Below are 15,282 nucleotides of genomic sequence, written 5' to 3'. Positions count from 1 at the left end.
GACCTGATGAAACGATACCGCACGGACTGGATGCTGCGTGGCATGGTGGCCATCTGCGTGCTTTTCGTCGGTTACGTTTCGAGAGGATCGGCACAAGAAGATCCGCGGCTTTGGACTGCGGGGCCCTACTCATTTTCCGATGAGCTTGGCGGCTTCATCATTCGGTCCATCAGTGGCACAGGAACGATGCAGGATCCAATCATCCTTACGGAAGAATTCCCCTCGGTAACGCCAACCACACTCATCATTCGCACCGAAAAAGTAGCGCAACTTAACCCGAGCGAGGATGCCGGGATTCTATTCTATCTGCGCGTCCGGGCCACCAACAGCAGCGGTCATCCCTGGGTCGAGTTCGAGTTTGAACTGCAGGAACAGCTTAACGTGCCAAGCGATTATGGCGATGGTCTTTCCTTCTACCAGCCAGGTGACAAGAGGGGCATGATCAAATCGACCGGTTACGGCACTTTCAGCGACGACTTCGAGCCCTATGATCGTATGGTGTTCCGGGATGGCAAGATCGATCCCGGTTTTGGTGCGAGCTTTGATTTTCCTATTGCCGATTTCACACCCAAACGCGTCTTTTATCTGGTGCAGGAGCCACGCATTCCTTCCTCCTGACCTTGCAATTGTGCCGGCAATTTGCGACTTCAGAGACAAAAGGATTATCGCTTGACCAATTTGCGCGAACTGCTGCATTTCTATGCCGAGGCCGGCGTCGATACGCCGCTCGAAGATGCGCCGGTCGATCGCTTCTCCCAAATCGAGGCAAAGCGTGTCGCGGCTTCGCCGGCGCAGGCCGCTCGACCTTCGCAGCAGCAGCGACCTGAGCAACCGGCAACTAGCCAACCGGCTCCATCCATCCTCAGCAAGACCTCAGTCCCCGACGATGCCAAAATTGCGATGGCGCGGCAGATGGCTTCAAGTGCTGCTACGCTGGAGGAACTGCGCGAGCAGCTCGCCGCATTCGACGGCTGCAACTTGAAATTCACCGCCAAGAACCTCGTGTTCGCCGACGGCAATCCTGCGGCTCCGATCATGTTCGTCGGTGAAGCACCGGGCCGTGAAGAAGATCTCGAAGGCGTGCCGTTCATCGGCCGTTCGGGGCAATTGCTCGACCGCATGTTCGCGGCCATCGGCCTCGACCGGACCAGTGTCTATATCGCCAATACCATTCCATGGCGTCCACCTGGCAACCGCACGCCAACGCCGCTTGAAACGGAAATTTGCCGCCCATTCTTCGAGCGGCAGATCGAGCTCGCCAATCCAAGGCTGCTCGTCGCGCTCGGTGGCCCAGCGGCCAAAGCGCTTACCAATGCGACGGAAGGGATTTTGCGCCTGCGCGGAAACTGGAAAGCCCATTTGACCACGTCCGGCATCCAGATACCGGTAATGCCGACACTGCATCCGGCTTATCTTTTGCGAAATCCTGCCCAAAAGCGCTTCGCCTGGCGCGATTTCGTCAACGTCAAAATACGACTGCGTGCATTGACGGACTAGATTGGCGCAAAACTGGAATGGCCGTGTCGTAATTTCAGGCTCGCGAGCCAATCCAAGCCTGTAGTTTCGGGCATTGAAACGCAGGATACATATATGTTTCGCCAGCTCTTGCCGATCGCGGCGTTATTGACCAGCACCTTTCTGATGCTGACGGCAGGGGGCCTCGCGGGAATCCTGCTCCCCTTGCGCGCGGGCATGGAAGGCTGGTCGCCGACTACCATCGGTTGGCTAGGAACCGGTTACGCGCTGGCATTCACCGGCGGTTGCATCATCGTTCCCCGTCTCGTGCGGCGTGTCGGGCATGTGCGTGTCTTTGCCGTGCTCCTCACGCTCCTCAGCATGTCGATGCTGATGCACGGCCTGATCATCGATCCCTGGGCCTGGACGCTGTTTCGGGCGCTGGCCGGTTTTTCATTGGCCGGCAGTTACATGGTGATCGAAAGCTGGCTGAACGAGCGCGTCACCAATTCGACACGCGGCATGGTGTTTTCGATCTACATGATCGTTTCCATGCTCGGACTTCTCGTTGGCCAGTATATTTTGCCGTTCGGCGATCCCGCGACACAGGCTTTATTCATGATCGGGGCGTTGATCTATGCTGGTGCTCTGGTGCCCACAGGTCTTTCAAATGCGCAGTCACCACGCCCGCTGACGCAGGTATCGCTGGACCTTCCCGGGCTCTACCGGAAATCACCCGCCGCATTGATCGGTTCGCTGCTGGCGGGGATCATCGCCGGCGCCTGGAACTTCCTCGCGGCGATCTATGGCCGCGAGATCGGCCTGTCGACCTTCGGCATTGCGACGATGATCGCGAGTTCGATGATCGGTGGAGCAATTTTCCAGTACCCGATCGGCCGCGCCTCGGACTTCGTCGACAGGCGGTACGTGATGGTCGTGGCCGGGCTCGGTGGTGTCGCGATATCGTTGACGATGATCATGGTTCAGCCCGCCACGCCGTGGGTGGTCTATACGTTGATGTTTGTTTTCGGGACGGTGCTGTTTCCGATCTATTCGCTCAATGTGGCGCATGCCAACGACTTCGCCGAACCCAGTGAATTCGTCAAGATTTCCAGTGGCCTGCTCATCGTTTATGGTGTCGGCAGCATGATTGGCCCGCAGATCGCCGGGCGGCTGATGGATCTGAATGGCCCTTCGGGTTTCTTTGTCACGATGGCAATCAGCTATGCGGCCTATGGTTCCTATGCGTTCTGGCGCAGCCTTCGCCGTGCGTCACAAGCTCCGTCGGAGCGTCCCGATTTCGCCATTCGTCCGCATGACCGGCCGCAGACACCGGAGACTTTCCAGCTGCACCCGCTGAGCGAGGCGGCGCAGGAAGATTAGTGGTTATCCCTGCGGCGTCGAGACCTTGCGGGCACGTGCCCGGGCGAGGCCGAGCCGATGCTCGCGATATATGATGAAGATGCCAGCGCTGATGACGATTGCCGCTCCGGTAATCATCTCCGCAGTCGGGATATCACCGAACAGCAGATAGCCGAGAGCGAGCCCCAGCAACATGGACGTATACTCGAATGGGGCAATCGCCGACATGTCGGCATGGCGGTAGCTTTCAGTCAGCAGAATTTGCGCAACGCCGCCAGCTATCCCAGCGAAGATCAGACAGGTCGCCTGGAAGGCAGTCGGCCAGACCCAGCCGAACGGAAGGCTGACCAGCGCAATGACGCTTGAGGCGATGGAGAAGTAAACTACGATGGTCGGTGTGCGCTCCGTCTGCACCAGCTTGCGCACGAGCAGCATAGCAATGGCGGCGAGCCCTGCACCGCCCAGTGTCGCCAATGCGCCGACAGCCTGATCCGCACCAAACTCTGTTTCCCCAGTAAAGAACGACATGCGTGGCCAAAGGATGATGACGACGCCGACAAGACCGAAGCACACTGCCGACCAGCGATAGAGCCGCACCGTTTCGCGCAGGAAAATTGCACTGCATACGACGGTCAGCAGCGGCGTCGCGTAACTGATTGCGATGGACTCAGGCAAAGGAAGCTTGGTCAGACCATAAAAGGTGAGACTCATGGCGCTAACGCCGACGAAGCCGCGCCAAAAATGGCTGAAGGGCTCGCTCGTCTTGAATGCCACAGCCATCTGTCCCTGCCACGCAATGAAGGCAATGACCGGAAAAATCGCAAAGAAGGAGCGGAAGAACACCAGTTGACCTGCAGGAATACCGTCAGATGCTTTCAAGAGGCTCGACATGCAGACGAATACGCAGACCGAAGCGACCTTGAGGCCAATTCCCAGCATGACATTGGTGCTGCGCGCACGATCTGCGACAAGTGGTTCACCATCTCGCGGGTGAACGATAGTGGACACGGTTTTACATCCTGGAAGAAAGAGTGGTCGGCGGCGGTATGGAATTGTAAACTGATATATCTTTAGGATGGTTTAAGCGGCCACACCAGTGGGCAATCATTCACGTTGCGTTTGTGAACCAAACAAATCGGCATTTGTTGTGCGCCACAAGAAAGATCGATAGGGTCCCCGCCATCAATAAGGACAGTTAGACGATGCGTACCGATACCGGCCAGGTTTTTCATCTGGAAGATTACAAGCCCACCGATTTTCTCATTCCCGAAACCCACCTCGATTTCAGTCTCCATCCCGAGCGCACAGTCGTCAAATCCACACTGCTGATCGAGCGCAGGGAGGGTGTTGCATCCGACGCTCCTTTGATTCTGGACGGCGACGACCTCAAGCTGGTTGATATCCGCCTCGACGGGGCCGTCCTTGGCGACAATGCCTACGTAGCGACGCCAGATCGTCTCGAAATTCGCGGCTTGCCGGAAAATGGCGCTTTCACGCTCGAAATAACCACGGAGATCAATCCGACCACCAATCGGCAATTGACCGGGCTATATCGGTCGAGCGACGTTTATTGCACCCAGTGCGAGGCGGAAGGTTTTCGCCGCATCACCTATTTCCTCGACCGGCCGGACATGCTCTCCGTTTACACGGTGCGTATCGAAGCCGAACACAGCGAAGCACCATTGCTGCTGTCGAATGGCAACCCCCAAGATAAGGGCAAACTTACCAACGGCCGGCATTTTGCTGTCTGGCACGATCCGCATCCGAAGCCAGCCTATCTGTTCGCGCTTGTCGCCGGCGATCTTGGCGTGATTACCGATACGTTCACAACCGCTTCGGGGCGTCATGTCGATCTCGGCATCTATGTCGAGCACGGCAAGGAGCCCCGCGCGCTTTATGCCATGGATGCGCTGAAGCGTTCGATGAAATGGGACGAGGATGTCTTCGGCCGTGAGTATGATCTCGACGTGTTCAATGTCGTCGCTGTGTCCGATTTCAACATGGGCGCCATGGAAAACAAGGGGCTCAACGTCTTTAACGACAAGTACGTGCTGGCCGACCCGGACACCGCGACCGATACGGATTATGCCGGAATCGAAGCGGTGATCGCCCACGAATATTTCCACAATTGGACAGGAAACAGAATCACTTGCCGCGACTGGTTCCAGCTTTGCCTGAAGGAGGGGCTGACCGTTTACCGCGACCATGAGTTTTCCGCCGACATGCGTTCGCGCGCCGTCAAGCGCATCGCCGAGGTGAAGGGTCTCAAGGCGCATCAGTTCCCGGAAGATGCCGGGCCCCTCGCCCACCCAGTGCGTCCCCGACAGTTCCGCGAGATCAACAATTTCTACACCTCGACCGTCTATGAAAAAGGTTCAGAGGTCGTGCGCATGATCCGTACCATTCTCGGGCCGGAACTCTTCCGCAAGGGCATGGACCTCTATTTCGAGCGCCATGATGGCGATGCCGCGACCATCGAGGATTTCATCAAGGTCTTCGAGGATGCGTCGGGCGAAGATCTCAGCCAGTTTGCGCTCTGGTACGACCAGGCCGGGACGCCCAATCTCGCCATAACCTACGACTATGATCAGGCAACCAAGACCTTCGAAATCGAGATAGAGCAGTCGTTGAAGCCGACACCGGGCCAGACTTCGAAAAAGCCGATGCACATCCCCGTGCAGTTTGCGCTGCTCGGTGCCAAAGGTCGTGAGCTCAGGCCGCGTTCGGCCAAGGGCGGTCTGGTCAAGGACGACGTCATCCATCTGCGCAAGCGCAAGGAGCGCTTCAGTTTTTCGGGTATCCCGGAACGCCCGGTCCCTTCACTGCTGCGCGGCTTTTCGGCACCGGTGACGCTTACCAGCGAATTGACCCGGACCGACCTCTCCTTCCTCGCCCGCAACGACGGCGATGAGGTGACGCGCTGGCAAGCCCTCACCCAACTGCTCAACGCCAAGCTGACGAGCAATGCCAAACGCGTCCGCGGCGGCAAGCCGGCGACAATCGAGAACTCGTCGATCAAGCTCCTCGGCGAGATCGCCTTTAACGTAACGCTGGATGAGGCGTTTCGGGCGCTGTGCCTTAGCATCCCGTCCGAAAGCGACATTGCGCGTGAACTTGGCGCGAATATCGACCCGAATGCTATTCTTGGCAGCCGTGATGCATTGATCAGCGCCGTGGCCGAAGCACATGCCGGGAAGTTCGCGCAAACTTATAGCGAGCTCGCGCAGGAGGGCTCGTTCAAGCCGGACGCGGCCGGAGCGGGCCGCAGAGCGCTGCGCAACGTGCTGCTCGATTATCTGAGCGTCGCCGAGAGTAGTTCGAAGCGGGCCGCGACGCAGTTCAAAAACGCCGACAATATGACAGATCGGGCTGCTGCGCTTGGTGTGCTCGTCCAGCGCTTTGGCGACAGCGATGCGACAAACCATGCGCTGCAGGCCTTCGAGGCACGTTTCGGCAATGATCCGCTCGTCATGGACAAATGGTTCGTGGTGCAGGCGATGCAGCCGGGAAATGGGGCTCTGGACAAGGTGCGTGAGTTGATGACCCACAAGCTGTTCTCGCTCGACAATCCCAATCGCACCCGGGCTTTGATCGGCGCATTTTCCAGCGGTAATCAGACGGGTTTCAATCGCGCCGACGGTGCCGGCTACACGTTCTTTGCCGAGACAATCCTGACCATCGACAAAAAGAACCCGCAGCTTGCCGCACGGCTTCTGACGGCGATGCGCTCTTGGCGATCGTTCGAACCAGTGCGACGTGAACATGCGCGTGAATCGCTGGCGACCATCGCCAGAGAGACGGGACTTTCGGCCGACGTGCGGGATATTGTCGAGCGGACGCTGGCCTAGAGAGGGCGTCTGCGGGTTATCCACTGCCCTGTTTATCATCCCCTCGGGCATTGCCCGAGGGGATATTGAGTCATTTCAAGGAGTTATGACTCGTCGTCTGATTATAGTTTTGTCTCGCCATAAGTATTGATAAATATTTAACAAAGGGACTAGACACGCAGAATCAGTTTTGATTCACTACAGGTGCTTCGGATGTGCGGCGTGCCGAAGCAAATCACTGATTACAAAGGTAAAATGAGGGGGCCATTCAATGGCAAATGCGGACGCGTATCGCGCGCCGACGGGGAAGAATTATGCCAAAAGCCGAAACGATGCGCGGGGGCGCAACCGGCTTTCGGGTCACATAAAACTTCTCGCCGATCCCGCCTATGGCAAGCTGCTTGCCGCGGAGCCCTATCTTCGCCGCGCAATCCCACCGCTCATCATCGTCTTCCTGCTCGCACTGGCTCTCGCGCGTTCCATGTCACTTCTCGGTTGGCGTGACGACACGGAGCGTACAGCCCGCGCAACCTTGTCCATGGCCGCAACCCATGTGGCGAGCGTCATCGACAATCGCATGAATGGCGGCCAAAAACTGAGCGTGGGTGACCTGCAGAACATTGTCAGCGAAATCCGCGCCAATGATCTGATCCCGTCGGGCATGTGGTTTGCCATCGCGAATGATGAAGCGAACATCGTGGTCTCATCCGATGGTGGTGACTATTGGCGTAACAAGAATCTCGAGCGTTTCGTTACCGAAGGGCAGCCGCTTTTCCTCTTTGGGGACCGGGCCGGCGCAATGCCCGTAAAAGTTGAAGGCACACCTGCCCTCGCCGCCTTCAGCCGCTCGGGCAATGGCGCCTATTCAGTCTTTGTCATGCACCCTGTCGAGGCCGTCTTCGCCGATTGGCGTCGTGTTGTCTCGATCAACGTCACGATGTTCGCCGGCACGGCAACGATCATGCTGATCGTGCTCTATGCCTATTTCAGCCAAGCGGCTCGCGCGCAGGATGCGGACGAGCTCTACCAGCATACACAAGCACGGGTGGACACGGCACTAGCGCGGGGCCGCTGTGGCCTGTGGGACTGGGACATGGCGCGCGGGCGGGTGTACTGGTCGCGCTCCATGTATGAGATGCTCGGCTACGAGGCCTACGACGCCATTCTCTCGCTCGGCGACATATCGTCAATCATCCATCCGGACGACGACAAGCTCTACAGCCTTGCGGCGCAGGTGGCAGCCGGCGAAATAAGCCAGATGGACCGCGTCTTCCGCATGCGCCATGCGGAAGGTCATTGGGTATGGATGCGGGTGCGAGCGCAAGTTGCAGATGCAAATGTCGGCGATCTGCATCTTGTCGGCGTCGCCGTCGATGTCAGCGAACAGCACCGTTTCGTTCAGGCGACGGCACAGGCCGATCAGCGTATCCGTGAGGCCATCGAAAGCATCTCGGAGACCTTCGTTCTGTGGGATGCCGATAACCGCCTGGTCATGTCGAACAGCAAGTTCAACGAATATTCAGGGCTCGCCAATGAGTGCCTGCTGCCAGGCATCGGTCGCGAGGAGCTCGAGCCGCGGATCCGCGCTGTCGCCCTGGAAAAGCGAATGGCCAATGAACACGGTCGCAATGGCGCGCTGACGTTCGAGCGGCAGTTGGCCGACGGCCGATGGCTACAGGTCAATGAGCGCCGCACGCAGGATGGGGGCCTCGTGTCGGTGGGTACCGATATCACCCAGTTGAAAGTGCACGAAGAACGATTGGTCGACAGCGAGCGCCGCTTGATGGCGACAATTCACGACCTGAGCCTTGCGCGCAAATCCGAGATCGAACGTACGCTGGAGCTTACAGRGCTCAACAGCAAATATGCTGTCGAGAAGGAGCGTGCAGAAGCGGCAAACCGGGCGAAATCAGAATTCCTCGCCAATATGTCACACGAATTGCGTACGCCACTCAATGCCATTATCGGCTTTTCGGAAATCATGCATTCTGGAACGTTTGGCGCGCTCGGCTCCGACCGCTACGTGGAATATGTCCACGACATCCATACCAGCGGCAACTATCTCCTGAATGTCATTAACGACATACTCGACATGTCGAAGATCGAGGCCGGGCATTTCTCGCTGGATCGCGAGGAGATCGATCTTTGCCCGCTTATCCGCGAGACCGTGCGCGTCGTGTCGCTGCAGGCACAGGAAAAAGACGTGAAGGTGGATACCAGGATCGCGGAAAGCGTTACACTCAATGCCGACCGCCGTGCCATAAAACAGATATTGATCAATCTGTTGTCGAATGCCGTGAAGTTCACCGATACGGGCGGGCGTATCTCTGTTCGAGCACGGAAAGTATCGGGTGCGCTTGTCTTCACTATCGAGGATACCGGCTGCGGTATTCCCAAAGAAGCGCTGAAGAAAATCGGCCAACCCTTTGAACAGGTGGAAAATCAATTCACAAAATCCCACGCAGGCTCAGGATTGGGTCTCGCCATTTCTCGTTCGTTGACCCAACTACATGGTGGAGCACTGAAGATACGTTCCACCGAAGGTGTCGGTACAATCGTTTCTGTGCGAATACCAGAAAGAACAGACGGGTAACCGTCCCCATCTAATACTTCAGCATTAGTTGCTAGCTAGTCTTAATGAGCGTATACTCAATCGAAATATTGAGGGAGGTGTGTCATGCTGAAGAAGTTCGCATGTATGCTTTTCTTGACGTGCGCTGTTGCCCTCCCTCCACCTATGCCGGTTGGGGCACAACAAGCAGCGCCAAACGAAGTCATAGAAGGTGTTTGCGACGTTCCGACAGCTATTAAAGAGAATTGGGATGTCTGGTATGAAATCACTGCCGTCAAGGGAAACGGGCTGTTTCCCACCCATGTGCAMGATGGCATCGAATGCGTGACGACGATCAAGGGCACCGGATTTTGGTGGACCGCCGATAAAGGCGGTACCACAACGAAGGTTCCGACGCAGCAGACCTTCTTGATACCTGACCTTACGGTTCACACCGGAGGAAATGTGGATCAAGGCGAAATGCATTATCTGTCTACACACATAATGCGAGCGGGTGCACCTTTCCGCGACATTTGCACTGCGCTCGGCGCACCGACAAGCATGATCGCCAATGTCAATTCGTCAAATCCGTTCAAGGTGATTTTTCGTAATCAGAAACCCATCGACGGTCCGTACAAGGTCAAGCAGAGGATCAAAACACTGCCCACGGGAGCCAGTGATACGGTTCGCGGCAACGAGCCCATTTACGTMGCTGCCGTCGATGGCGCACTTGTCTTGAAGTCGGGCAGCGATACACGAACGCTGCAAGTCGGCGAAGGATTTCTGGTTGCGGCCGGTACAACCGTCATAGTGGGCAATACGGCCGAGGGCAAAGCTCGATTGGCCATACTTGAAGTAACGCCCGCAGGCTGACATTGCTAGCTGGAGCGCGTGCGCTGTGTGCGGTTTGCTGCAAGCAGGGCGTCGAATGTCTTCCGCACCGATTGCGCGGTCTCCGCCAGCTGGCTTTCGACGCGTTCCATATCGGGCAGATCACAGGCGCGGCAGAGCAATTCAGACAATCCGGGYGGGAAATCCTCGCGCTTGACGTCACCGTTCAGGCACAGGCGAATGATCTGGGTGATGCCCGTATAGAGGTGAGCCGCATCGACGAGGTTGTCGGTCACGGCTGGATCGGCGAAGTCCGGTTTCAACTTCTCAACGACCTCCGCCGTGGGTTGGCCATTCGCTGGCCCGTCGACATTCCCCGTCAGCACGGCAAACTGCGCAATGAATTCGATGTCGATGATACCGCCGGCAACCAGCTTCAAATCCCACGCATCGCTCGGCGGCTTCTCTGCTTCGATCATCGCGCGCATTTCGGTAACGTCCTTCGCGATCTTTGCCGGATCACGTGGCATGGCCAGGATATCACTGACATCCTCTTCAATTTCGGCAAACAACGTGTCATCTCCGGCAACCGGCCTGGCGCGGGTCAACGCCATATGCTCCCAGGTCCATGCGTCATTTAGCTGGTATTTGCGAAAGGCGTCGATGTGCGTGGCGACCGGCCCCTTGTTGCCGGATGGGCGCAGCCGGAAGTCGACCTCGTAAAGCACGCCTTCCGAGGTTGGCGCGGAGAGTGCCGCGATCAGGCGCTGGGTCAGACGCATATAGTACTGCGAGGGCGCGAGCCCCTTCTCCCCATCGGACTCCTCTGCATCCTCATCATGATCATAGAGCAGGATGAGATCGACATCAGACCCCGCTGTCAGTTCCCGGCTGCCAAGCTTCCCCATGCCAAGAATGGCAATGCGCCCGCCACTGATGCTGCCATGTTTGCTGGCAAATTCGTCCATGACGGCTTTGAGGGCCCTGTCGATGACGAGATCGGCCAGATGCGAGAAGGCCTTGCCCGCCCGTCCGCCGCTGATCGCGCCTGTCAACAGCCGGATGCCGATGAGAAAGCGATGCTCGGCCGCAAAGATACGCAGGCGATCAAGAATGTCTTCGTAAACTTTGCAGGGGCCGAGAAAGCTCTCCAGCCGGTCGGCCAAGTAGGCGCGCGTCGGTACATCAGCGAAGATTGCGGGATCGAGCATGCCGTCAAAAATATGCGGCTTGCGGGTGATGATGTCGGCAAGCCGTGGCGCTGCACCCATGATCAGCACAAGAAGATCGAGAAGGCGCGGATTGGATTGCAGCAGGCTGAACAGCTGGATGCCCGCCGGCAGGCCCTTGATCATTCCATCGAAACGCATCAGCGCCTCGTCGGCGCGGCTGGTCGCGCCGAAAGCCTTCAGTAGCACCGGCGTCAATTCGGTCAGACGCTCGCGTGCCTCCGCTGATTGCGTTGCGCGATAGCGGCCAAAATGCCAGGTGCGGATTACGCGGCAGATATCGCTCGGCCGCTTAAAGCCGAATTTCTCCAGCGTTTTCAATGTATCGGGATCATCGACGTCACCGGTGAACACCAGATTGCCCGCCTCGGCTGTCAGGTCTTGCGCCTGCTCGAACAGGGCGGCGTAGTGGGTTTCGACAGTCTTAAGCGCTGCCCGAAAATCCTCGGCAAAGGTCTCGCCATCCTTGTAACCCATCATGTGGGCGACACGCAGAAAGTTCTCGTCGTCCTCCGGCAGCATGTGCGTTTGTTCGTCCGCAATCATCTGGATGCGGTGCTCGACATCACGCAGAAAACCGTATTTCTCCGCCAGCGTGTCGCGCGCCTCCTCGCTGATCCAGCCGAGGCCATGCAGGGCGCCAAGCATATCGACAGTGCTGGAACCGCGCAGCTGCGGGAAGCGACCACCGGCGATCAATTGCTGCGTCTGTACGAAGAACTCGATTTCGCGAATACCGCCCCGGCCAAGTTTCACATTGTGACCACGCACGGCAATCTCACCGTGCCCCTTGTGCGCGTGGATCTGCCGCTTGATGGAGTGAACATCGGCAATCGCGGCATAGTCGAGATATTTGCGCCAGACGTAAGGTGCAAGCTCTGCCACGAACCGCTTTCCCGCCTCAATGTCTCCGGCTACCGGCCGTGCCTTGATCATGGCGGCTCGTTCCCAGTTCTGGCCGCGACCTTCATAGTAGTTGAGCGCGGCAACAACCGGGATGGCCAGCGGTGTTGAACCCGGATCCGGCCGCAACCGTAAATCAGTACGGAACACATACCCATCGGCGGTGCGATCCTGCAGGATACGGACAAGGCGGCGCGTCAACCGTGAAAAGGTCTCGACGCATTCATAGGGATCGGTGATGGCCGGACTGCGCTCGTCGATGAAGACGATCAAGTCGATATCCGAAGAATAATTCAACTCGAATGCGCCGAATTTTCCCATCGCCAGAATGATCCAGCCGGACTCCTTGTCCGGATGCTCTAGATCAGGAAGGCTGAGCTTGCCGGCCTCGTGCGCGTCACGCAGCAGAAAACGCACGGCGGCGCCAAGACATTCTTCGGCAAGTCGAGAGAGCCACAGCGTCGTCTCCGCGGTCACGAACTGACCGGACAGGTCACCCAATGCGATCAGCACATGGCCTTTGAGCTTTGCTTGCCGAAGCGCAGTCATCAGGCCGGCTTCGGTGACATTGTCGCCTTCGCTCGTCGCTGCAATTTCCAGCATCAGCGCCTCAAGGCGCTTGGACAGCGGCATCTCGAACAGTGGTTCGATGATTTGGGGGCGACGTAAGAGGATGGCGCGCAGATAGGGGGAGAGGTCGAGGACTGCTGCAACAAAGGCGGCCGCAGGCTTGTTGGCTGTCAATGTGCCGACGCCGRCACATTCCTTTTCCGAGGCGCGCGTGAGGAGGTCACGGAGCAAAGCTTCGGCATTCTGCGTATCCAATGGTTCCAGATCACGCAAGGTTTGCGCAAAGAAAGGCGCACTAGCACCCGCCGCTCCGGAACTCATGCATTCTCCTCTCCCACCGGAAAAACGAGGACAGCCCGCAGCCCCGGCGCATTATCAGTCAACTCCAATGTGYCACCGTGCAATTTCATGACGGCCTTGGCAAGACTGAGACCCAATCCGGACCCCGGTTGCGAACGGCTTTCCTCCAGACGCACAAAGCGTTCGGTCGCTCGAGCCACCTGATCTGCCGGAATTCCGGGACCGTTGTCGGCGACAGTAACCTTGACCTTGTCGTCGTGCTTTTCCACTGACAGCGTTACTTCAACCGGATTATCGCTGACGCTCGCATATTTGATGGCGTTGTCCACGAGATTGGAAATAGTCTGGCCGATTAGCTCGCGGTTCGCCTTGACAGGCGTTTCGTCGATTGGTCCTAGCGTAAGCTTGACGCCCGCCTCCTCGGCCGAAGGCTCGTATAATTCGAAAACGTCTTCGACAATTGTCGATAGTGCAATCGGCTCCATCGTCTCGGTCGAATAGCCAGATTCGAGGCGTGAGATCATCAGGATTGCATTGAACGTACGGATCAGCTGATCGGAGTCGCTGATCATGCCTTCCATGGCGGCGCGATAAGCCTTCGTTGTCTTGGCGCTCGAAAGCGCCGATTCAGCGCGATTGTGCATACGCGTCAGCGGCGTCTTCAGATCATGAGCGATGTTGTCGGAAACGTGCCTGACGCCTTCGTTCAATTCCTGAATGCGCGCCAGCATCCCGTTGAGATTTTCCGACAGGCGGTCGAACTCATCTCCGGATCCGCTTACGGGAAGCCGCCCCGCCAGATCTCCGCCCATGATGCGCTGCGAAGCGACCGATACTTCGTCAATACGCTGCAACGCACGCCGTCCGACGAAGAACCATATCAGGAATGCACCGACACCCATGATGCCGAGTGCGGCCATGAGCGCGCGGCGCACCACCAGCCGAACCTGTTCCGGCTCACCCAGATCGCGGCCCACCATGACCCTGATACCGTTCGGCATGACGATGACCCTGGCAATGGCCGTGTGGACCTGCGGATCGCTACCCTCATTGTACCGCTCATAGGTGATGGGTCGCTCTATCCAGCCCTCTGTCTGCAAAACGCCGACCTCGATGCTCTGGACATTGCCGGCAACTATGCGCCCTGCGGGGTCCGTTACGAGATAGAGGTAAGCGCCCGGCTGACGTCCGCGCCGATCGATCGTTCGCACGAGGCCGACAATACCGCCCCGTTGATAGACCTGACCGATACTCTCGATTTCTTCATTGATGGCCGTCTCAGTCTGCGTCGTCAAAAGCCGGACGGAGGAACTGGTGATATAGAATACCAGCACCAGCGCGCAGATCGTGAATAGTATGAGATATAGTGCTGACAGCCGCACGGCTGTCATTTTCATCATGGCACGAAAACGGCTCATGCATTGGTTCCGGCAGCCGCTTTCAGCATGTAGCCGGCTCCACGCACCGTGTGCAGAAGGGGCGTTTCGAAGCCCTTCTCAATCTTGCCACGCAAGCGCGAGACATGCACATCGATGACATTGGTCTGGGGATCGAAGTGATAATCCCAGACATGCTCCAGTAGCATTGTTCGCGTTACGACCTGTCCGGAATGGCGCATCAGATATTCGAGCAGACGGAATTCGCGCGGCTGGAGGATGATGACTTGACCTGCCCGTTTGGCGGTATGCGATAGACGGTCGAGTTCGAGATCGCCAACGCGATAGACAGTTTCCGCCTCTTTCGGGCTCGATCGCCTTTGCAGGACTTCGATGCGGGCCAAGAGCTCGGAGAAGGCGTAAGGCTTGGTAAGGTAATCGTCGCCGCCCGCCCTGAGGCCGGTGACACGATCATCAACCTGACCGAGTGCAGAGAGGATCAGCGCCGGCGTATCATTGCCTTGAGCGCGCAGAGCCGCAACCACGGATAGGCCGTCGCGGCGCGGCAGCATACGATCAACGACAAGGGCGTCGTAAGTTCCCTGCTCCGCCAGCGTATAGCCGGTTTCGCCATCGCCAGCGATATCCGCCGAATGCCCCGCCTCGGCGAAAGCCTTCTCCAGATAACGGGCCGCTTCGCGGTCATCTTCGATCACAAGAATCTTCATGGCAGTACATTAAGCCGGTTTTGGTGAATGAGTGAAGTATCGCACATCGCAGAAAGAAAAAGCGGGCGGCAGAGTTATCGAAGGATCTGCCGCCCTATTGTGCTTTGGCGCTGACGGGGTGGGGGATGCAGCGCCGCCGCAACCCTTATC

At 57.7% G+C, this 15,282-nt stretch carries 10 protein-coding genes; 6 read left to right on the top strand and 4 right to left on the bottom strand.

Translation table 11 applies throughout. The features are described 5' to 3' along the window. The 3 genes from ACXJ5O_RS01005 to ACXJ5O_RS00995 form a co-directional block, all read left to right on the top strand. On the top strand, nucleotides 1-618 hold a 618-nt coding region (locus ACXJ5O_RS01005; RefSeq protein ID WP_457298244.1), incomplete at its 5' end, for a hypothetical protein. A 51-nt stretch (nucleotides 619-669) separates the two neighbouring features. Next, nucleotides 670-1,497, top strand: coding sequence for a uracil-DNA glycosylase (locus tag ACXJ5O_RS01000; protein ID WP_457298243.1), 828 nt, complete (start codon nucleotides 670-672; stop codon nucleotides 1,495-1,497). 93 nt (nucleotides 1,498-1,590) lie between these two features. Further along, complete coding sequence (locus ACXJ5O_RS00995; protein WP_457298242.1) at nucleotides 1,591-2,838, top strand: MFS transporter; 1,248 nt, start codon at nucleotides 1,591-1,593, stop codon at nucleotides 2,836-2,838. A gap of 3 nt (nucleotides 2,839-2,841) precedes the next feature. On the opposite strand, the gene ACXJ5O_RS00990 is transcribed toward ACXJ5O_RS00995, so the two are convergent. Further along, entirely contained in the window at nucleotides 2,842-3,756 is a 915-nt protein-coding gene (locus ACXJ5O_RS00990) for a DMT family transporter (RefSeq protein ID WP_457298248.1), read from the bottom strand. Nucleotides 3,757-4,019: 263 nt separating this feature from the next. Between ACXJ5O_RS00990 and pepN the strand changes: the two genes are divergently transcribed. The 3 genes from pepN to ACXJ5O_RS00975 all read left to right on the top strand — a co-directional run bounded on the left by pepN (nucleotide 4,020) and on the right by ACXJ5O_RS00975 (nucleotide 10,068). Continuing rightward, a complete protein-coding gene (pepN, locus tag ACXJ5O_RS00985; RefSeq protein ID WP_457298241.1) occupies nucleotides 4,020-6,665 on the top strand; it encodes an aminopeptidase N in 2,646 nt (881 codons plus the stop codon). Nucleotides 6,666-6,915: 250 nt separating this feature from the next. Beyond that, nucleotides 6,916-9,237 carry a PAS domain-containing sensor histidine kinase gene (locus ACXJ5O_RS00980; protein WP_457298240.1) on the top strand — a complete coding sequence of 774 codons (2,322 nt, stop codon included), beginning with the start codon at nucleotides 6,916-6,918 and terminating at the stop codon, nucleotides 9,235-9,237. Between the two features lie 84 nt (nucleotides 9,238-9,321). Continuing rightward, nucleotides 9,322-10,068, top strand: a complete 747-nt coding sequence (locus ACXJ5O_RS00975; protein WP_457298239.1) for a hypothetical protein — start codon at nucleotides 9,322-9,324, stop codon at nucleotides 10,066-10,068. Between the two features lie 5 nt (nucleotides 10,069-10,073). On the opposite strand, the gene ACXJ5O_RS00970 is transcribed toward ACXJ5O_RS00975, so the two are convergent. The 3 genes from ACXJ5O_RS00970 to ACXJ5O_RS00960 are packed head-to-tail and all read right to left on the bottom strand — an operon-like array spanning nucleotide 10,074 to nucleotide 15,132. After that, nucleotides 10,074-13,049, bottom strand: a complete 2,976-nt coding sequence (locus ACXJ5O_RS00970) for a bifunctional [glutamine synthetase] adenylyltransferase/[glutamine synthetase]-adenylyl-L-tyrosine phosphorylase (protein WP_457298238.1) — start codon at nucleotides 13,047-13,049, stop codon at nucleotides 10,074-10,076. Beyond that, on the bottom strand, nucleotides 13,046-14,446 hold the full coding sequence (locus tag ACXJ5O_RS00965) for a sensor histidine kinase (RefSeq protein ID WP_457298237.1): 1,401 nt from the start codon (nucleotides 14,444-14,446) through the stop codon (nucleotides 13,046-13,048). The genes ACXJ5O_RS00970 and ACXJ5O_RS00965 overlap by 4 nt, the downstream gene beginning before the upstream one ends. Then, nucleotides 14,443-15,132: a response regulator transcription factor gene (locus tag ACXJ5O_RS00960; RefSeq protein WP_112527581.1), complete on the bottom strand. Its 690-nt coding sequence runs from the start codon at nucleotides 15,130-15,132 to the stop codon at nucleotides 14,443-14,445. Before ACXJ5O_RS00960 ends, ACXJ5O_RS00965 begins: the two co-directional genes overlap by 4 nt. Between the last annotated feature and the right edge of the window lie 150 nt (nucleotides 15,133-15,282).

The sequence above is a fragment of the Phyllobacterium sp. P5_D12 genome (assembly GCF_054049495.1).
This window is presented reverse-complemented; position numbering and strand designations above follow the sequence as displayed.